The organism is Rhodobacteraceae bacterium M382 (assembly GCA_025141015.1).
GTDB classification, from domain to species: Bacteria; Pseudomonadota; Alphaproteobacteria; order Rhodobacterales; family Rhodobacteraceae; genus Aliisedimentitalea; species Aliisedimentitalea scapharcae.
In genome coordinates this window covers 2144832-2162857 of sequence record CP081098.1, presented here as the reverse complement: position 1 = coordinate 2162857, position 18026 = coordinate 2144832, and the positions used below count along the sequence as shown (strand labels likewise).

General features: G+C 57.0%; 18 protein-coding genes. 13 read left to right on the top strand and 5 right to left on the bottom strand.

Annotation, left to right across the window (positions count from 1 at the left end; genetic code table 11):
• The first annotated feature begins 94 nt into the window (after nucleotides 1-94).
• Together gap and K3727_10055 are read left to right on the top strand one after the other, a co-directional pair.
• The gene (gap, locus tag K3727_10060; GenBank protein ID UWQ93089.1) at nucleotides 95-1096 is read left to right on the top strand and encodes a type I glyceraldehyde-3-phosphate dehydrogenase; all 1002 of its coding nucleotides are present in this window, start codon (nucleotides 95-97) and stop codon (nucleotides 1094-1096) included.
• Nucleotides 1097-1186: 90 nt separating this feature from the next.
• The gene (locus tag K3727_10055) at nucleotides 1187-1330 is read left to right on the top strand and encodes a hypothetical protein (GenBank protein UWQ93088.1); all 144 of its coding nucleotides are present in this window, start codon (nucleotides 1187-1189) and stop codon (nucleotides 1328-1330) included.
• Between the two features lie 163 nt (nucleotides 1331-1493).
• On the opposite strand, the gene coaD is transcribed toward K3727_10055, so the two are convergent.
• The 3 genes from coaD to K3727_10040 form a co-directional block, all read right to left on the bottom strand.
• Nucleotides 1494-1991 carry a pantetheine-phosphate adenylyltransferase gene (gene coaD / locus K3727_10050; protein ID UWQ93087.1) on the bottom strand — a complete coding sequence of 166 codons (498 nt, stop codon included), beginning with the start codon at nucleotides 1989-1991 and terminating at the stop codon, nucleotides 1494-1496.
• Nucleotides 1992-2079: 88 nt separating this feature from the next.
• Nucleotides 2080-2514, bottom strand: coding sequence for a CBS domain-containing protein (locus K3727_10045; GenBank protein UWQ93086.1), 435 nt, complete (start codon nucleotides 2512-2514; stop codon nucleotides 2080-2082).
• A 59-nt stretch (nucleotides 2515-2573) separates the two neighbouring features.
• On the bottom strand, nucleotides 2574-3470 hold the full coding sequence (locus tag K3727_10040; protein UWQ93085.1) for a LysR family transcriptional regulator: 897 nt from the start codon (nucleotides 3468-3470) through the stop codon (nucleotides 2574-2576).
• Nucleotides 3471-3607: 137 nt separating this feature from the next.
• Here K3727_10040 and K3727_10035 point away from each other — a divergent pair, with 137 nt between their 5' ends.
• From K3727_10035 to K3727_10020, 4 genes are all read left to right on the top strand, one after another.
• Nucleotides 3608-5107, top strand: a complete 1500-nt coding sequence (locus K3727_10035) for a CoA-acylating methylmalonate-semialdehyde dehydrogenase (GenBank protein UWQ93084.1) — start codon at nucleotides 3608-3610, stop codon at nucleotides 5105-5107.
• Between the two features lie 683 nt (nucleotides 5108-5790).
• A complete protein-coding gene (locus K3727_10030; GenBank protein UWQ93083.1) occupies nucleotides 5791-6306 on the top strand; it encodes a fasciclin domain-containing protein in 516 nt (171 codons plus the stop codon).
• A gap of 539 nt (nucleotides 6307-6845) precedes the next feature.
• Complete coding sequence (locus K3727_10025) at nucleotides 6846-7649, top strand: DMT family transporter (GenBank protein UWQ93336.1); 804 nt, start codon at nucleotides 6846-6848, stop codon at nucleotides 7647-7649.
• A 125-nt stretch (nucleotides 7650-7774) separates the two neighbouring features.
• On the top strand, nucleotides 7775-8446 hold the full coding sequence (locus K3727_10020) for a glutathione S-transferase family protein (protein ID UWQ93082.1): 672 nt from the start codon (nucleotides 7775-7777) through the stop codon (nucleotides 8444-8446).
• An 11-nt stretch (nucleotides 8447-8457) separates the two neighbouring features.
• Here the strand turns inward: K3727_10020 and K3727_10015 are convergent, their stop codons facing one another.
• Nucleotides 8458-9033, bottom strand: coding sequence for a TetR/AcrR family transcriptional regulator (locus K3727_10015; GenBank protein ID UWQ93081.1), 576 nt, complete (start codon nucleotides 9031-9033; stop codon nucleotides 8458-8460).
• Nucleotides 9034-9129: 96 nt separating this feature from the next.
• Here K3727_10015 and K3727_10010 point away from each other — a divergent pair, with 96 nt between their 5' ends.
• Both K3727_10010 and rsgA read left to right on the top strand, forming a co-directional pair.
• Nucleotides 9130-9540 (top strand): SAM-dependent methyltransferase, encoded by a 411-nt coding sequence (locus tag K3727_10010; GenBank protein ID UWQ93080.1) that lies wholly within the window; start codon nucleotides 9130-9132, stop codon nucleotides 9538-9540.
• A gap of 480 nt (nucleotides 9541-10020) precedes the next feature.
• Nucleotides 10021-11097: a ribosome small subunit-dependent GTPase A gene (gene rsgA / locus K3727_10005; GenBank protein ID UWQ93079.1), complete on the top strand. Its 1077-nt coding sequence runs from the start codon at nucleotides 10021-10023 to the stop codon at nucleotides 11095-11097.
• A gap of 72 nt (nucleotides 11098-11169) precedes the next feature.
• On the opposite strand, the gene K3727_10000 is transcribed toward rsgA, so the two are convergent.
• Nucleotides 11170-11658 carry a DsrE family protein gene (locus tag K3727_10000; GenBank protein ID UWQ93078.1) on the bottom strand — a complete coding sequence of 163 codons (489 nt, stop codon included), beginning with the start codon at nucleotides 11656-11658 and terminating at the stop codon, nucleotides 11170-11172.
• Between the two features lie 150 nt (nucleotides 11659-11808).
• Between K3727_10000 and K3727_09995 the strand changes: the two genes are divergently transcribed.
• The 5 genes from K3727_09995 to K3727_09975 all read left to right on the top strand — a co-directional run bounded on the left by K3727_09995 (nucleotide 11809) and on the right by K3727_09975 (nucleotide 18025).
• The gene (locus K3727_09995) at nucleotides 11809-12933 is read left to right on the top strand and encodes a carboxylate-amine ligase (GenBank protein UWQ93077.1); all 1125 of its coding nucleotides are present in this window, start codon (nucleotides 11809-11811) and stop codon (nucleotides 12931-12933) included.
• A 249-nt stretch (nucleotides 12934-13182) separates the two neighbouring features.
• Nucleotides 13183-15087, top strand: coding sequence for a DUF3604 domain-containing protein (locus tag K3727_09990; protein UWQ93335.1), 1905 nt, complete (start codon nucleotides 13183-13185; stop codon nucleotides 15085-15087).
• A 228-nt stretch (nucleotides 15088-15315) separates the two neighbouring features.
• Complete coding sequence (locus tag K3727_09985) at nucleotides 15316-15627, top strand: cupin domain-containing protein (GenBank protein UWQ93076.1); 312 nt, start codon at nucleotides 15316-15318, stop codon at nucleotides 15625-15627.
• Nucleotides 15628-15824: 197 nt separating this feature from the next.
• Entirely contained in the window at nucleotides 15825-16970 is a 1146-nt protein-coding gene (locus K3727_09980; GenBank protein ID UWQ93075.1) for an acyl-CoA dehydrogenase family protein, read from the top strand.
• A 14-nt stretch (nucleotides 16971-16984) separates the two neighbouring features.
• Nucleotides 16985-18025: an enoyl-CoA hydratase/isomerase family protein gene (locus tag K3727_09975; protein ID UWQ93074.1), complete on the top strand. Its 1041-nt coding sequence runs from the start codon at nucleotides 16985-16987 to the stop codon at nucleotides 18023-18025.
• The last annotated feature ends 1 nt before the right edge of the window (nucleotide 18026 follow it).

Here is an 18026-nt window from a genome sequence, read left to right as displayed (position 1 = left end):
ACAGGCTCCTATAATGACGCATTTCCCCCTTTAGGTGACATGCTGTGCCCGATATAGGACAGCAGAAAGTTCTTGCCCGTTCGGAGACATGTCTATGACCATCAAAGTTGGTATCAATGGTTTTGGCCGCATTGGCCGCTGCACCCTCTCTCACATCGCGGCCTCGGGCCGTGATGACATCGAGGTGATCAAGGTGAACGCCACAGGCCCGCTGGAAACAGCCGCCCACCTGATCAAATACGACAGCGTGCATGGCCGTTTCCCCGGCGACGTGAGCATCGGTGAAAACACCATGAACCTGGGTCGCGGAGACATGCAGATGTTTTCGACCTATGACATGAACGAATTGGACTGGGACGGCTGTGACGTCGTTCTGGAATGCACCGGCAAATTCAATGACGGTGAAAAAGCCAAGGCGCATCTGGACCGTGGTGCCAAGAAAGTACTGCTGTCGGCACCCGGCAAGAATGTCGACAAAACCATCGTCTTCGGTGTCAACGACGACCAGCTGACCGCGACCGACACCATGATCTCGAACGGGTCCTGCACCACCAATTGCCTGGCGCCCATCGCCAAAGTGCTGGACGAGGCATTCGGCATCGAACACGGCATCATGACCACCATTCACGCCTATACCGGCGACCAGCCCACCTTGGACCGCCGCCACAAGGATCTGTACCGCGCCCGCGCCGCGGCCATGTCGATGATCCCGACGTCGACCGGGGCCGCAAAGGCACTCGGCGAAGTTCTGCCGAACCTCAAAGGCCGCCTGGACGGGTCTGCCATTCGCGTTCCGACACCGAATGTCTCGGCGGTGGACCTGACCTTCCGCGCGGGTCGCGATGTGACCGCCGAACAGGTCAACGCCGCCGTAGCCGAAGCTGCCGCCGGCCCGATGAAGGGTGTTCTGGGCTATGAGCCTGCGCCGCTGGTATCGACCGACTTCAACCACACCAGCGAAAGCTCGATCTTTGCGCCGGAACAGACCCGGGTTCTGGACGGTCGCCTGGTTCGGGTGCTGGCCTGGTATGACAACGAATGGGGATTTTCGGTGCGTATGGCCGATGTCGCCGTGGCGATGGGCAAACTGGGTTAACCCTGCGCACGCCGCCTCTTGAGATCGAACGCCCGGTCAGGCATATCTGACCGGGCGTTTTCTTTTGTCGACAACCAGGGACCTGTCCAGATGACCAATACCATCGCTATGTGGCTGGGTGGCCTGATCCTGATCCTCCTGATTGGAGACATCATTCTTTATGGTCAGGAACACCTCTTGTTCCTGGCTAAAAAGTTGGCCGATCTGATCGAATGGGTGGCCTTCTGGCGCTGACCTGGGCCCGGTTTGTCCCAGGCTTCTGCGCCTCAAACGGCGCTCGCACGCGCCGTTGACACAGCGCCAGACGAGGCATCTGTTTCCTGATTGCAAATCGGAATTTCCACGGCCGTTCGAACGGCCGCGGGACGGGGTTTCAGGACCCGCCGATTACACCTGATCACGGCCTGTGAAGTCTGTCTTTCAAGGCCTCATTGACCATCGGTGTAACAAATTTGGATACATCCCCACCAAGACGGGCAATTTCCTTAACCAGTTTGCTGGCGATTGCCTGGCGGCGGGCATCGGCCATCAGAAACACAGTTTCGACTGTATCGTCCAACGCCCTGTTCATGCCAACCATTTGAAATTCATACTCAAAATCCGCCACAGCCCGCAGACCGCGCACGATAATCTGAGCTCCCACATCATGGGCGCAATCAATCAACAGGTTCTCAAAGGGATGAGCGATGATCTCAGTACCCGTTTCCGCACTCAGCTTGGCGCATTCCGCTTCGATCATCGCCACCCGCTCTTCGAGCGTGAACAACGGCCCCTTGTCACGGTTGATCGCGACACCAATCACCAATTTGTCCACCAATGCAGCCGCACGGCGAATGATGTCCACATGACCCAATGTTATCGGGTCGAACGTACCCGGATACAGCCCCACGCGCATGGTGCTCTCCTATTTCTGATCCTATATATTGCTGCACATGCAAACATAGTTGCATGTGCCCACGCAAGAGGGGGAAAATACGGAGGACTTAATGTCCCATGATCATGCCTTCGAGGGCATCCTTCTCCATCGCCACCAACGCCAACTGCGCCTTGACCACGTCGCCCAGCGTCACAATGCCGACCAGTTTGCCGTCTTCAACCACCGGCATGTGGCGGAACCGCCCTTTGGTCATCTGTTGCAAAACATCTTCGATGTTGGCCTGCCCCGTACATGTGACCAGCTTGCTGGTCATATAGTTGCTGACGTCCTTGTCCAGACATCCGCCGCCGCTTTTGGCCAGCTCACGCACAATATCGCGTTCCGACAGGATGCCGTCAGCCGCGACACCATCCGCTGAAACGACCACCGTTCCGATGCCCTTTTCAGACAACAATTTCGCCGCATCCGACACACAGGCATCAGGCTTGACCGTCACCACAGCGTCACTTGCCTTGGACTTGAGAATTGCCTGGATCAGCATCGGGGTACCTCCGTAATTTTATTTCCTTTATCCAAGGGTTGCCGCAATATCAGGGCAAGTCAAGTCATCGCTTCCAGCCGCGCCACCTCGTCGCGGATGCCCGCGGAAAAAGCGTCGGCAAACCGGTTCAGACGGTCGCTGCGCTGGTCCCCCTGGTGGCGCACCAGGTAAAAACTGCGCGTCAGGCTGATATCATCGACCAGGATTTTCCGGAGCGGACGGTGGGATGGCAATGTAAAGTCGTGGGCCACACCGATTCCGGTGCCCTGCGCCAGCATTCTGATCTGCACAGAAACCGAATTCGACGCCAACGCCACACGGTCAATCCCCAGATCGCTGAGGTAATCCAGTTCCTTGTCAAAAATCATGTCGGGAATATACCCGATCATCGGGTGATCCTTGAGGTCGTCAACGGTATTAATGCCCTGGTGCGCCCGCAGATAGTGGCGCGACGCAACCATGTGCAGCTTGTAATCGCAGATTTTCTTGACCAGAAGCTGCCCGGCGGTCGGCGCGCTGACCGTCACCGCCATATCCGCCTCGCGCCGTGACAGGTTGATCACCCGGGGCAAGGCGACAATCTGAATGTCCAGATCTGGGTTGGCTTCGCCGATCTTGGCACAGACCTGAGGCAGGATATAATTTGCGCTGCCGTCCGGGGCACCAATACGGATCTGACCGGCCAGCGTTTCATTGGGTCCGGTCATCTCTTCGGACGCGGCGCGCATCGCCTGTTCCGCCTGTTCTGCATGAACCAACAAACGTTCTCCCGCCGCGCTCAGGGCGTATCCCTGCGGCGACTTGAGAAACAAGGACGTCTCCATTGCACCTTCGAACCGTGCAATCCGCCGCCCGACCGTTGCAGGGTCCATCTTCAGGATGCGCCCTGCCCCGGACAGGCTGGACTCCCGTGCGACGGCCAGAAACACTTTCATATCATCCCAATGCGGCTCCATTCCGATCTCCCTGACTGCCCCAATTATTTCGCTGTGCGTTTTTGCAAAATCCTTTTGATATCTTGCCCCTGTTCAACCGTTTTTTGCAAGCCTATGGTTTGCCAGGAATTGATGCTGGATTTTTAGAGGAGGATCCGATGCAGGAACTGACCCATTATATCAACGGTGAACACGTCAAAGGCACGTCTGGCCGTTTCACGGATGTCTACAACCCCGCCACTGGCGAAGTGCAGGCAAAAACACCGCTGGCCAGCAAAGAAGAGATGGAGCACGCCGTGGCTATCGCTGCCGCTGCGCAACCTGCCTGGGCTGCCGTCAACCCCCAGCGCCGTGCCCGGGTGATGATGAAATTCGTCTCGCTGCTGAACCGCGACATGGACAAGCTGGCCGAAGCGCTGAGCCGCGAACACGGCAAAACCCTGCCCGACGCCGCTGGCGACGTACAGCGCGGTCTGGAAGTTGTCGAATACTGCATCGGCGCGCCTGAACTGCTGAAAGGTGAATTCACCGACAGCGCCGGCCCCGGCATCGACATGTATTCCATGCGTCAGGCCCTGGGTGTGACCGCGGGTATCACCCCGTTCAACTTCCCTGCCATGATCCCGATGTGGATGTTTGCCCCGGCCATCGCCTGCGGCAACGCGTTCATTCTGAAGCCATCCGAGCGTGACCCCTCGGTACCGCTGATGCTGGCGGAACTGATGGAAGAAGCCGGTCTGCCCAAGGGCATCCTGCAGGTCGTCAACGGCGACAAGGAAGCCGTGGACGCGATCCTGTACAATGACACGATCCAGTCGGTTGGCTTTGTCGGCTCGACCCCGATTGCCGAATACATCTATGGCACCGGTTGTGCCCAGGGCAAGCGCGTCCAGTGTTTTGGCGGTGCCAAGAACCACATGATCATCATGCCCGACGCCGATCTGGATCAGGCAGCTGACGCGCTGGTTGGTGCCGGTTACGGCGCGGCCGGCGAACGCTGCATGGCAATTTCGGTTGCGGTTCCGGTTGGCGATGAAACCGCTGATCGCCTGATGGAAAAGCTGATCCCACGCGTCGAAGCGCTGAAAGTCGGCCCCTACACCGCTGGCAACGACGTCGACTACGGTCCGGTTGTGACCGCCGCCGCCAAAGCCAACATCGAGCGTCTGGTTCAGACCGGCATCGATCAGGGTGCCAAACTGCTGGTCGACGGGCGTGACTTCAAACTGCAAGGCTACGAAGACGGGTTCTTTGTTGGTCCACACCTGTTCGACCACGCGACCAAAGACATGGACATCTACACCCAGGAGATCTTTGGCCCGGTTCTGACCACCGTGCGCGCACAGTCCTACGAAGAGGCCATTTCGCTGGCGATGGATCACGAATACGGCAACGGCACCGCGATCTATACCCGCGATGGCGATGCAGCCCGTGACTTTGCCAACCGGATCAACATCGGCATGGTCGGCGTGAACGTTCCGATCCCTGTGCCGTTGGCCTATCACACCTTTGGCGGCTGGAAGAAATCGGCCTTTGGTGACCTGAACCAGCACGGTCCGGATGCGTTCAAATTCTACACCCGGACCAAGACCGTGACCGCCCGCTGGCCGTCCGGCATCAAAGAAGGCGGCGAATTCTCCATCCCCGTGATGGAATAAGCCACCGCTTATGTCCCCGTGTGATCGTTGGGGCTGACATATGCGCGGCAGGGCGGGCAACCGCCCGCCCCTTGCCACACTGTCGAGGCACCCGCGCACCCGCCCTCTCCATTGGGGATCAAATCAGAACACCCTCGCAGAAGTCTGCGAGGGTGATTTCGTTTCAATTGGTTGTTTAGCGGGACAGAGCCGTGGGTCCGACCTTTGGAAACGACGGCTGTTCCGCCCCAGGCAGCCACGATCGCGTGCCCCTGGGCACCACGCAATTAATCGTCGCACCTTTGTCTCAACGACGCCACCGCTGCAGCGAATTCGCTTTGCAAAGTCGAGCAGGCAGCCCAAAGACGATGTTCCCCCCGGTTCTAACATGCTTCGATTGCGGCCGCTTGGCGGTCATTCGCTACAGCTGCGTGATCTCGAATTGGCCGAATGTACGGTGTGCCGACAAACCAGACCTACGCTGCCTGGCGGTACGCTGCAGCTGGATATTGCCCGTTTTTCGATGAACGAGTCTGTAACATGTCCACGGAACGTTTCAGACAGCGCAGTTATTTTTGGCGAAGATCAGTGCATCGAATGTCGATTTCTCACAATGGCGTGATGGGCAAATCTGAGTTCGGCCGTGGGTACGTATCCCTTCCACATGCAAATGAAAATGTTCAATACAAAGGGAAGGCATTCAAATGACAACTATCCGCAAATTCGCCGCAATCGCGGCAACCGCCATGACATTGGGTACCGCCGCGAGCGCGGCTGACATCGTCGAAATAGCATCGGGCGACGAGCGTTTCTCGACCCTTGTGGCCGCAGTCAGCGCTGCTGGCCTGGTTGAGACGCTGCAAGGCCCTGGTCCGTTCACTGTATATGCGCCCGTGAACGACGCTTTTGCTGCGCTACCTGAGGGTACCGTGGAAACTTTGTTGGAGCCTGAGAACAAAGGCCAGCTGACCAATATCCTCCTTTACCATGTCGATGACCGCAAACTGACCGCCGAGATGATCCCGAACGGTTCGAACTACTTTAAACCAGTCTTGGCTTCGGAGCGGTTGTGCGTCACCAAAGATTCGTCTGGCGTGTCGATCGCCGACGGTACCGGCGAAAGCGCCAACGTGATTATCGCAAATATCGAGGCCGACAATGGTGTGATCCATGTGATCGACAAAGTTCTGCTGCCTGGCACCCGCCCTGCCTGCCATTAAAGAAAAACCCAGTGGAACAAAGGCCCCGGCAAAGCTGGGGCTTTTTTTTGGCTTCCGTTTCAGGCTCCCTAGTGCCGCTCACCGCACCAGATAAGGATGGCTGCAGGCAGCCCAAAGCGGACCTTCTAACTCGCTCCACAGCCCAAGGAGAAGCTGCGCCTCTCTCAAACGTCAGAAAAGCGCAGGGAGCAGATACTGAAAAGTCTGAAGGCCTACCCTGAAGCCGTCGTTCGTGCAGGCCGTGTTCGTCTCTTTGAGCTCAACCTTACCCGATACAGCATGTCCACCAACGGCAGTTTGCTGTCAAACAGGCCTTGTCGGTAGCGCCACCATACAAATCATACTATTGAGTATGATTTGTATTGACAGACCTGTGCGGATCGAATTACCACACTCACCAGTATGATAAATTGGGCAGCCGCAGTTGCCTCTCTCTTTTGGTAGCGAAGGATCTAACTATGTCTGAAGTCACAAACACCCAAACAGGCAAGAATGTCCGCCTCAAGGGCATTGGAATTGCGCTCATTGGGGCGGCATTGATGAGCCTCGATCCGGTCTTTATCCGGTTCTCCGGGGTCGAAGAGGCTGAAACCTCGTTTCTTTTTGGCCTGTTCACCGCGATCTCAATGGCTGTTGTCATTCAACTGAACGACAAGCGCGGTCTGTTTCGGGTGTTGTGCGAAAGCGGATGGCCTTTGCTTGTCGCGGGTGTGCTTATGTTGGGCAGTGCCAGCGGGTTGGTGGCGGCAATCAAGAATACCTCTGTTGCCAACACATTCCTGATTTTCAGCACAACCCCGGCAATAGCAGCGGTATTCAGTTGGATATTCCTGCGTGAAAAAGTGTCCAAACAAACCCTGTTCGCCATTGTCGGGGTATTTGTAGGTATTGCCGTTGTCGTGTCCGGTTCTACGGATACCGGCAACTGGCGCGGGGATTTGTTGGCCGTGTTTGCGGTTTCATGTCTCGCACTGATGATGACACTTTTGCGCAAGTTTCCGGATGTCAGTCGTATGGGGGCTGTTGGCACAGGTGGCTTCCTGCTTGCGGCCACGATGTTCTTTTTCACTGAACCCTCCACCTTCAGCTTGAACACGTGGCTGATCATGGGGGCGATGGGCCTTCTTACAGCTCCGTTCGGACGGGTGCTTTCCATGGTCGCGACGCGCTTTGCCACGGCAACCGAGGTGTCTATGACATTGATGCTTGAAACCGTTCTGGCCCCAATATGGGCCTATATCTTCTTTACCGAGGTTCCAGGGGCCAACAGCCTTGCTGGTGGTGCAATTATCCTGATCACCATCACAGCCTACACGCTGCATCTCACAAAGGGCGAAAACTGAAGCCTCGGGCATCAGCCCGCAATCCTATTAGTTCGCCCCGACAACAAGACGCACGGGTACTCGGAGCCGGCGCGCAGGGGAGTTCCCGCCCCTTCAACCCGAGCCCCAATACAATAGAGGACACCATGACCAAGTTCAAAATCGTGGGCTATGATTACTGCCCGTTCATCCAGCCTTCGATCATCGCCCTGATGGAAAAGAAAGCTGATTTCTCTGTCACCTATATCGAGCCAGGCAATAAACCTGGCTGGGTGAATGAAGTCTCGCCGCAAGGTGCAACGCCTTTCCTTTTGATCGACGGCAAAGCACTGTTTGAATCGGCTGCAATGATTGAATTTGTCAACGATACAACCGGCGGCGACCTCTATCCGGACGATGCATTCCTAAAAGCGCAGAACCGCATGTGGATAGCGCGAAGCTATGCTCTGCTTGATAACCTCTATGCGCTGAAAACCACCGACGACCCTTGTGTATTTAAGGCTGAGAAAGCTGCGCTGCGCGCCAGGCTGGGCGACATTGAAGACCTGATTGGTGAAAACCCGTTCTTTAATGGCAACGACTTTGGCCTGGTCGATGGGGTTTTTGCGCCTGTTCTGCGAACCATTGCCATGCTGGATGAAAGGTTCAACCTGAACCTCTTTGATGTTTTGCCTAACGTCAGAAGATGGTCCAAGAACGTCCTGAGCAGGCCATCAGTCAAATCATCTGTTGTCGAAAACTTCGACGAAAGGTCGGCAGATAAAATCGCTCAAAGCAACGCTCTCGTATGCCGCCAGCACGCGCAGCCAGCGACATGAAGAGTGATGGATCAGGCGATTTCCGTGATCAGCACCCGCGTCGCGGCCTCGGCAAGCCAGGCGATTTTTTGATCATCTGGCCGTTCCCGACCTAACAAGACATTATCCCGAAACGCCAAAAGTGTTGACGTCCACATAAGCAGCGGACCTTCTGGGTCCGCAATACCTAGCCGCTCTGAAAAGAACTTTGTCAGTGCCGCATCGGTTTCGTCGGGTGCAGCCGCAAAAAACGTTTCGACAATCTCTGGCGATTTTGCACTTTCCGCAACCAACAGCCTGAAAACCCTCAGAGGCTCGTCTTCAAGGTGCCAACGGATAAATCCCTCTGCGAAACCGACCAACGCCTCTTTTGAGTCGGGGTTTTCCAGGTGACGCGCAAATGTGGCCGTACTCGATTCCCCAATGAACCGAACGGCAGCTTCGAACAGCTCTATTTTTGATGGAAAATAGCGATAGACCGTTTGTTTGGTCACGCTTGCCGAGGCCGCGATCCTGTCCATGCTGGCGGCCTCATATCCTGCGGACAGAAATTCTTCGCGTGCCGCAGTCAGGATCGACAGGCGTTTTGCTTCTCTTCTTTCGTCCATCTTTCCCATGTAGAAACAGCCAGCTTTGTGAGATCATCCTTAGTAGTATGAAGAAATTGACAGGGGTTCAAGTATTTCAGTATCATACTATATAGTATGATTAACTGGAGTCAACAGATGCACAAACTCAGCTTTATTGGTCACATTCAAACCCCGTTTGAAAGGCTCGCGGATTGTCCGAATAATGTTCAGAAAAACGGACCAGAGTGCGAGATCATCCTTGATCCTGAATTCGTTGACGGTCTTTGTGGCCTTCGAGAAGGGCAGTCAGTATTGGTTTTGTACTGGTTCGAGGGGGTAGACCGTTCTCTGGTGACCCAAACCCGTGGCGCGCGAGGTGACGGACTAAAGGTTGGAACCTTCGCGCTTCGCTCCCCGCACCGGCCCAACCCTATAGCGGCTGCAACTGTGCCAATCCACTGGATTGCAGATGGTAGACTCGGTGTTCGCGGTATGGATTGCCTGAACGGAACCAGGTTGGTAGACATTAAACCGGCAACAGGATGAGCTGGACCCTGGCAAATCGTTTGCTGTCGGTTGCTTGCAATCCCGGCCCCAGAGCGTGGCAATTGATCATGTAAGCTCCACTGGGAGCGTAGACTTTAAGGTCCGCCTCTAGAACGGCGGCTTTTTGGGGGGGGGGCTTGCACGGATGTGCAAAGCCCGCTTCCCGCGCGAACTGGTCTATGTGCCAATCTCGTCATTTCGATTTTCAATCACCGTCATACACACGTGCGGATGGAGTCTTGTCCCCCATGCAACGGCGGGAGCGTGTTGACAGCTCGGGAGCCCGGTTCTATCCCTGTTGCGATAAATGGAGATTTTATGTCCCGGTAAGGTTGGGAGGCACAGTGCGCTCCCGTTGCAGATCCATCACAGACGTTCCCCCTGCCCCCACAGGTCAGGGCATGTGAGGGCTGTACCCAACCCCAAAATGCCTTTCCGCCCCGGATCCGTCCGGAGGCCGGACATCGAAAGAAGACCGCAATGACACGGGACTTTTCCCAATTTTTCTCCGGTTCATCCTCAACCGATCTGAACAAACGTGATCCTTCGTTTCTGGAATCCCTTGGCTGGAGCGCCTATTTCTCGCAGCAGACCAGCCTGGATCAGCTGACACAAACGCCCCCCGTCCGCGTGATAGAGGCGCATCGCACCCAGTTGCATGTACTGGGCGATGGCATCGACACCCTGATCCCGCAGTTGCCCGACGTGGTGGTCGGAGATTGGCTGTTGCTGGATCTGGAAACCCCGACCAAAAGCGAACCGCTGGACCGCAAGAGCCTGATCAAACGGCGCGCGCCTGGAACCGGGCGCAGCATTCAGCTGATTGCCGCCAATGTGGACACCGTGTTTATCGTGTCGTCGTGCAATCAGGATTTCAACCTCGCCCGGCTGGAACGCTATGTGGCTCTCGCCTTCGAGGCAGAGGTGACACCCGTCATCTTGCTGACCAAATCCGACCTGTGCGTCGATCCCGCCGCCTTTGTCCAACAGGCGCAATCCATCTCTGATCAGATCGTGGTTCTGGCCCTGAACGCCAAGGATACGGACGTCGCAACGCAGCTGACCGATTGGCGCAAACCGGGTCAGACCCTGGCCTTTCTCGGGTCGTCCGGGGTGGGGAAGTCCACTTTGGTCAATGCGCTGACCGGCGAGAATTCGGCTGAAACCGGTGCCATTCGCGAAGATGATGCCAAAGGCCGGCACACAACAACACGGCGACAGCTGCACCAATTGCCCGGTGGCGGCATGGTGCTGGACACGCCGGGTATGCGCGAACTGCAGCTGACCGATGCCAATCAGGGCGTCGCCAGCGTTTTTGCCGATCTGACCGAATTGGCCCATGGTTGTCGTTTCCGCGACTGTGCCCATGACACTGAACCCGGCTGTGCCATACAGGCAGCCCTGGCGGCGGGCGAAATTGATCACGCCCGCCTGCAACGGTGGAAAAAACTGGTGGCCGAAGAGGCCTTTAACGCCAAATCAATGCTCGAGCGTAAAGCAGAGGCGCGGACTCTGAAAAAGCACATCAGGGCCGTGCAATCGACCAAACGCCGCTGACACCCAAATCAGCCCCCCGGAACATCTGCTTCGGGGGGCCTTGGGGATAAACGGCACAGCGACAAGCGCCCCCTACCAGGCGAGCGTCTGCATCCCGTCCCGGAACAGCCATCCTTCGACAACCGGCCAACTGCCCATGATGATGCCGTCAATATAATCGAACTGGGTCAATCCTGCCGCCTTGGAACATGCCCCACACGTGATCACCGTGCCGCCGTCGGCGATAAAGGCGCTCAACATGTCCTGGATCGAAATCCCCTGTTCGGCCATCAACCCGTGAACGTGGCTTGGGCGTTTCTTGTCCGCCAGATAGACGGCACGCACATTCAACCAGATCGCTGTTTCATGACCGTTCTTCAACGACTTCTGATGGGCGAACATAATGGCTTTGGCAGCGGACCATGTGTCATCGGTGGTCAGGTTTACAAACAACCCTCGGGGGGTATCTGTTTCCGCCTGCGCGGGCTGTGCGGCCGTGACCAGTGTCACGACCATCGCGATGACTGCAAGAATGGGGAATAGGCGACCTTTCATTTGTTTCTCCTGAATCGACATCCCCATGGGGTAATACACATTCCAAAACTGGAACTTGTTTTAAATCATACCCTCCTGCGCTGGAGTGTTTGCCCGGCCCCCGTCATGCGCCAATTCGACCATTGGCCTTTTTATCCTGTTGCGTCAGACTGATCCCATTCAGGGGAGGATTGCGTCATGGCCATTTCCATGCCGTCGCTTACATTGGGCATCGAAGAAGAATACCTGCTGGTCGACCAGGACAGCCTAAACCTGGCCGAAGCCCCCGAGGCGCTGATGCAGGCCTGCCGGGCCGAGCTGGAAGGCCAGGTCAGCCCTGAATACCTGCGGTGCCAGATCGAAGTCGGCACCCGGGTCTGCGCCACCATTGAAGACGCGCGCCAGGATCTGAAACGTCTGCGGTCGGGTATCTCGAAATGCGCCGCCCAATTCGGGCTTTCGCCCATTGCCGTCTCCTGCCACCCATTTGCCAATTGGAAAGAACAGCACCACACGCCGATGGATCGCTATGACAACCTGCGTTCGGCTCTGGGGTCCGTCGTGCGACGGATGCTGATCTGTGGCATGCACGTTCATGTCGGGGTCGAGGATCAGGCCGCCCGTATCGACCTGTTGCCCCAGCTGGCCTATTTCCTGCCCCATCTGTTGGCGCTGTCCACATCGTCGCCCTATTGGAATGGCGAAGACACCGGGTTGGCGTCTTATCGGTTGACCGTGTTTGACAACCTGCCGCGCACCGGCCTGCCGCCGGATTTCAAAAGCTGGGCGGAATATGAACGCACCACCGGCACGTTGATCGAACTGGGCGTGATCGAAGACACCACCAAGATCTGGTGGGATTTGCGCCCATCCCATCGGTTCCCGACGCTGGAAACCCGGATCATGGATGTCTCACCCCGGTTGGAACACACGCTGGCGTTGGCGGCATTGGTTCAGGCATTGGTGCGCATGTTGTCACGACTGCGCGCCCGCAACATGCGCTGGCGGGCCTATGATCGCTTCCTGATCGGTGAAAACCGCTGGCGGGCACAACGCTATGGCGTGGACGAAGGGTTGATTGATTTTGGCGACCGGTCGATCAAACCCCAGGTCGACCTGCTGGAAGAGTTGAGCGACATTCTGTCCGAAGATACCGAAGCCTTGGGCACCCAACAGGAAATCGAAACCCTGGTTGGGATTGCCCGAAATGGCACCAGCGCCACCCGGCAACGACAGGTCCATGCCACTGCCCTGGCCCGCGGTGAGGCACCCGGCCCCGCCGTGGTCCGCCATCTGATCGAAGAGTTTCACACCGATCTGTAATCCGGTTTATCCGGTCAAACTTTGCCCCCAGGCCCGAAATCCCCATCACGTAAGCCATCTAATTGGCAATACAGATTGGGCTCGAACGCCCCGATAAACCAATCAAAATCGCGACTTAGAATATGAACGTTTGAAAAAACCAAAAATCACGATAATCTAATTCCATAACACACCGAAAAATAATGTCGGTTACCCGAGATAGATTAGAAATTCATATAGGAGGTAGAAATGAGATTGCTGTTAACGGCTATGTGTGTGCCTTTGGTTCTGGGCCTGCATAGCGCCCAGGCTCAGGTCACCCCGTCCCACGAAGCCGCCGAAGGGACATTTCCCGAAAAACCATATTCACCCTATGCCAATCGAACTTTTCCAGCGCGGCCATTATGGGGCGAAACACATCTGCACACCGGTCTGTCGCTGGACGCCGGTGCCTTTGGCAACATTCTGGGACCGGATGATGCCTGGCGGTTTGCCAAGGGCGAACAGATCAAATCGTCAACCGGCCAACCTGTCAAACTCAGCCGGCCGCTGGATTGGATGGTCCTGACTGACCACACTGACCTGATGGGGTTCGCGCCTGATCTGCAGGCTGGCAAACCCGCCGTGCTGGCCGATCCCAAAGGGCGCAAATGGTACGAAGGATACAAGGAGGGGGGCGCCGCGGCAGGTGAATCTGCCTTTGACCTCATCACCAACTTTGCCCAGGGCACACTTCCTGAACTGTTGCTGGAATCCTATAGCCCAGGGGCCGATCCATATTCCTTTACCTGGGAAAAAATCGTCAAAGCGGCCGAACATCACAATGAGCCCGGCACTTTCAGCGCCTTCATCGGTTTTGAATGGACCAGCGTGCCCAAGGGGTTCAACCTGCACCGCAATGTGATGCTGCGCGATGGGGCAGCGCGTGCCTTGCAGATGGTACCACCCGTCACCCAGGAACCTTATGGCAGCACCGATCCGCATGATCTGTACAAGTGGTTAGAGGCCTATCAGGAGAAAACCGGTGGTCGTGCGGTCGCGTTCTCGCACAATGGCAACCTGTCCAATGGCTGGATGTTCCCGACCGAAGGCACGTATCACGGTGGGGTCGTCGATCAGGATTATGTCGAGCAGCGCGCCAAATGGGAACCGCATTACGAGATCACCCAGATCAAGGGTGATGGCGAAGCGCATCCCTTCCTGAGCCCCAACGATGAATTCGCAGATTACGAAAACTGGGATGTGGGAAATCTGGACCTGACCGAGCTGAAAACCGACGAAATGCTCAAGGGCGAATACGCCCGCGAAGCGTTGAAGCAAGGTCTGGCGCTGGAAGCCAAATTCGGGACCAACCCGTACAAATTCGGTTTGGGCGGTGCCACCGACAGCCACACCGGCCTGACCACCGCCGAGGAGGAAAACTTCTTTTCCAAATCCGTCAGTGTCGAACCGTCACCCACCCGGATCGAACACCCCTTCATCAAGAGCAAGCTGGGTCAGATCGACGGGCACAAGCTGGTCGCCTCGGGCTATACGGCTGTCTGGGCCACCGAAAACACCCGCGAAGCGATCTATGATGCGTTCAAGCGGCGTGAAACCTATGCCACCACCGGACCGCGCATCGGTCTGCGCTTCTTTGGCGGCTGGGAATTCAACGACGATGACCTGCGCACCCGCTCTCCAGCGGTCGCAGGCTATGAAAAAGGTGTGCCAATGGGCGGCGATCTGCGCGAACGCGTCGGTGACGGTGCCCCGACCTTTATGCTGGTGGCCCTGAGGGACCCGATCGGTGCCAACCTGGATCGTATGCAGGTCGTCAAAGGCTGGATGAACACCGATGGTTCGCTCGAGGAAAAAGTCTATGACGTCGTCTGGTCGGGCGAGCGAACAGCTGACGCAGATGGCAAGGTTCCTGCCGTCGGCAATACGGTGGATCTGGAAACGGCCAGCTGGAGCAACACGATCGGTGCTTCTGAACTGACGGCCGTCTGGACCGATCCCGACTTTGATCCAGAGGAGCGCGCTTTCTACTATGTGCGGGTGCTGGAGATTCCCACGCCACGCTGGGTTGTCTATGACAAAATCCGTTTTGGCATCGAACTCCCCGAAGAAGCGCAGCTGATCCATCAGGAACGCGCCTATTCATCGCCAATCTGGTACACGCCACAGGGTTGAACCGGCGTCAATGTTGAAACAGCACACCCCCGATCCAACCGGTCGGGGGTTTTTTGTTGCATCTGACACCCGCTCCACCGGCGCAATCTGGTGCAATGGTCCGCGGCTTTACACTCAATCCGGCCTTGTCGCGGCCCCGCCTGGCACGACCCAGCAGGAACAACTGGCGCTTTCGACCCGTTTGGGGACGGATAGTATGGTCTGTGGTGAGCAACGGAGGACATCGAAATGTGCACACAGGCAGGATCAGCGGTTCCGACCGTGATGATACGGAACGAACGTGTTCTGGTCACGGAATGGCGGTTCAAAAACCGCGGCGACAACACCGGCTGGCACCGCCACGCCCATGATTATGTCGTTGTTCCCCAATTCGACGGGGTTCTGGAAATCGACCTGGGCGATGGGCAGCGTATCATGGCAGAGATGACCCGAGGCGTGCCGTACTATCGCGAAATTGGGGTCGAACACGATGTCATCAATGCAAATGACTTTGAATGCGCATTTGTCGAAATCGAACTGCTCGAAGATCGCCCGGGCTGAGGCGGATACCCTGATACAGCCCCGACCCGGCGACCCGCTGTCCCCATGCTGCTGGGGCAGTTTGTCACCACTCGGGATGGCGTGCGGCTTTTTCTTTCCCCTGCCTGCAAAACTCCTGTAAGAATTCAGGAGTAATAGAACAACCGTTCAATTCAGGTAACAGACGCGCCGCCGACAGATCGAAAAAGGGGATACGCATGGATTTCGCACCGACCGAGGAACAAACCGCGATATTCGACATGGCCTTGGCCTTTGGGCAGGAAAACATTGCGCCTTTCGCCCAACAGTGGGAATCCGAAGGCACCATCCCAAAGGAGCTGTGGCCCCGGGTTGGTGAACTGGGCTTTGGTGGGCTGTATGTCTCCGAAGAATACGGCGGCTCCGGCCTGTCGCGGCTGGACGCCACGCTGGTTTTTGAAGCGCTGGCCATGTCCTGCCCCGCCGTCGGATCGTTCCTGTCGATCCACAATATGTGCGGTGGGATGATCGACAAATTCGGCAGCGAAGAAACCAAACAGAAATGGTTGCCCCAACTGTGCACCATGGAAAAGGTGTTTTCCTATTGCCTGACGGAACCCGGCTCTGGGTCTGACGCCGCAGCGCTGAAAACACGCGCCGAAAAAACAAATGACACCTATGTTTTGAACGGGACCAAGGCGTTCATCTCTGGTGGCGGGTATTCTGATGCCTATGTCACCATGGTCCGCACCGGCGACGACGGCCCCAAGGGGATTTCCACCGTGGTGGTCGAAGACGGCAATGCCGGCCTGTCGTTTGGTGCCAACGAGAAAAAGATGGGCTGGCTGGCGCAACCCACCGCGCAGGTGCAATTTGATGATTGCGCTGTCCCCCTGGACAATCGCATCGGCGACGAGGGCAAAGGTTTCAGCTATGCCATGGCCGGTCTGGACGGGGGTCGCCTGAACATTTCCGCCGGGGCCCTGGGCGGCGCGCAGGCGGCGCTGAACATGACCATCCAATACATGGGCGAACGCAAGGCCTTTGGCAAAACCATCGACCAGTTCCAGGCCCTGCAATTTCGTCTGGCCGAATATGAAACCAAACTGCAGGCCGCGCGCACCTTTTTGCGTCAGGCCGCATGGAAGCTGGACAATGGCGCTCATGATGCGTCCAAATTCTGCGCCATGGCCAAGCTGATGGTGACAGATGTGTCGTTCGACGTGGCCAATGGCTGTTTGCAACTGCATGGCGGCTATGGCTATCTGGCCGACTATGGCGTCGAGAAAATCGTGCGTGACCTGCGGGTGCATCAGATCCTTGAGGGCACCAATGAAATCATGCGTCTGATCATTGCCCGTCAGCTGCTGGCTGAAAACCGTTGAAGGACAGCGCTGTTATGACAGACATCGACATTCGGGTAACGGGGCGCGCGGGGCGCATCACCTTTACCCGCCCCAAAGCCTTGAACGCGATGAGCTATGACATGTGCATGGCCGTCGACACCGCCCTGCGCAATTGGCGCGAAGATGATGACGTGTCCCTGATCGTGATCGACGCAGCCGGGGACAAGGCATTCTGTGCAGGCGGCGACATTGCCGAACTGTATGATACCGGAACCAAGGGCGATTTTGGCTATGGCCGCACGTTCTGGCGGGATGAATACCGCACCAATGCGCTGATCTTTGAATATCCCAAACCTGTGATCAGCTTTATGCAGGGGTTCACCATGGGCGGCGGCGTTGGCATTGGCTGTCACGGCTCGCACCGGGTCGTGGGCGAAAGCAGCCAGATCGCCATGCCCGAGGTTGGCATAGGTTTAATCCCTGACGTTGGCGGTTCGCTGATGCTGGCGCTGGCACCGGGACGGATGGGTGAATACCTGGGGCTGACAGCTGGCCGCATGGGCCCCGATGACGCCATACTGGCCGGTTTTGCCGATCATTTCCTCCCGCAAGCCACTTGGGGGGATGTGATCGAAATGCTCGAAGCGTCAGGCGATCCCTCCCATATCGCAAGCCACGCCCAAACACCGCCCGCAGGCGCACTCAGGCCGCTGCAAGCGGACATTGATCGCACATTCGGCGGCGAAACCCTTGGGGATATCCTGAATGGATTGCGCAATGAAAACAGCGAGTTTACACAAAAGACCTTAAAGGCGCTGAACCGCAATTCGCCCCTGTCAATGGCTTGCACCGTGGAAATGCTGCACCGTCTGCGTGCAAGCACCCTGAGCATCCGCAAGGCGCTGGACCTGGAATACCGCTTTACCTTTCGCGCGATGGAAAAAGGCGATTTCCTCGAAGGGATCCGCGCCGCGATCATCGACAAGGACCGAACCCCGCAGTGGCAATATGCGGATCAAAACGTACCCGCCGTGGCGGTCAGCCAGATGCTGCAACCGCTGGGCGGCGACGCACTGACTTTTCAGGAGGATTGAG

Coding starts and splice junctions, on each gene's coding strand:
- K3727_09985 (UWQ93076.1), top strand. CDS start 15,316: ATGTGCACACAGGCAGGATCAGCGGTTCCGACCGTGATGATACGGAAC.
- K3727_10030 (UWQ93083.1), top strand. CDS start 5,791: ATGACAACTATCCGCAAATTCGCCGCAATCGCGGCAACCGCCATGACA.
- K3727_09980 (UWQ93075.1), top strand. CDS start 15,825: ATGGATTTCGCACCGACCGAGGAACAAACCGCGATATTCGACATGGCC.
- coaD (UWQ93087.1), bottom strand. CDS start 1,991: ATGCGCGTGGGGCTGTATCCGGGTACGTTCGACCCGATAACATTGGGT.
- K3727_09995 (UWQ93077.1), top strand. CDS start 11,809: ATGGCCATTTCCATGCCGTCGCTTACATTGGGCATCGAAGAAGAATAC.
- K3727_09990 (UWQ93335.1), top strand. CDS start 13,183: ATGTGTGTGCCTTTGGTTCTGGGCCTGCATAGCGCCCAGGCTCAGGTC.
- K3727_10035 (UWQ93084.1), top strand. CDS start 3,608: ATGCAGGAACTGACCCATTATATCAACGGTGAACACGTCAAAGGCACG.
- K3727_10020 (UWQ93082.1), top strand. CDS start 7,775: ATGACCAAGTTCAAAATCGTGGGCTATGATTACTGCCCGTTCATCCAG.
- K3727_09975 (UWQ93074.1), top strand. CDS start 16,985: ATGACAGACATCGACATTCGGGTAACGGGGCGCGCGGGGCGCATCACC.
- K3727_10015 (UWQ93081.1), bottom strand. CDS start 9,033: ATGGACGAAAGAAGAGAAGCAAAACGCCTGTCGATCCTGACTGCGGCA.
- K3727_10000 (UWQ93078.1), bottom strand. CDS start 11,658: ATGGGGATGTCGATTCAGGAGAAACAAATGAAAGGTCGCCTATTCCCC.
- rsgA (UWQ93079.1), top strand. CDS start 10,021: ATGACACGGGACTTTTCCCAATTTTTCTCCGGTTCATCCTCAACCGAT.
- K3727_10040 (UWQ93085.1), bottom strand. CDS start 3,470: ATGGAGCCGCATTGGGATGATATGAAAGTGTTTCTGGCCGTCGCACGG.
- K3727_10025 (UWQ93336.1), top strand. CDS start 6,846: ATGAGCCTCGATCCGGTCTTTATCCGGTTCTCCGGGGTCGAAGAGGCT.
- gap (UWQ93089.1), top strand. CDS start 95: ATGACCATCAAAGTTGGTATCAATGGTTTTGGCCGCATTGGCCGCTGC.
- K3727_10055 (UWQ93088.1), top strand. CDS start 1,187: ATGACCAATACCATCGCTATGTGGCTGGGTGGCCTGATCCTGATCCTC.
- K3727_10045 (UWQ93086.1), bottom strand. CDS start 2,514: ATGCTGATCCAGGCAATTCTCAAGTCCAAGGCAAGTGACGCTGTGGTG.
- K3727_10010 (UWQ93080.1), top strand. CDS start 9,130: ATGATTAACTGGAGTCAACAGATGCACAAACTCAGCTTTATTGGTCAC.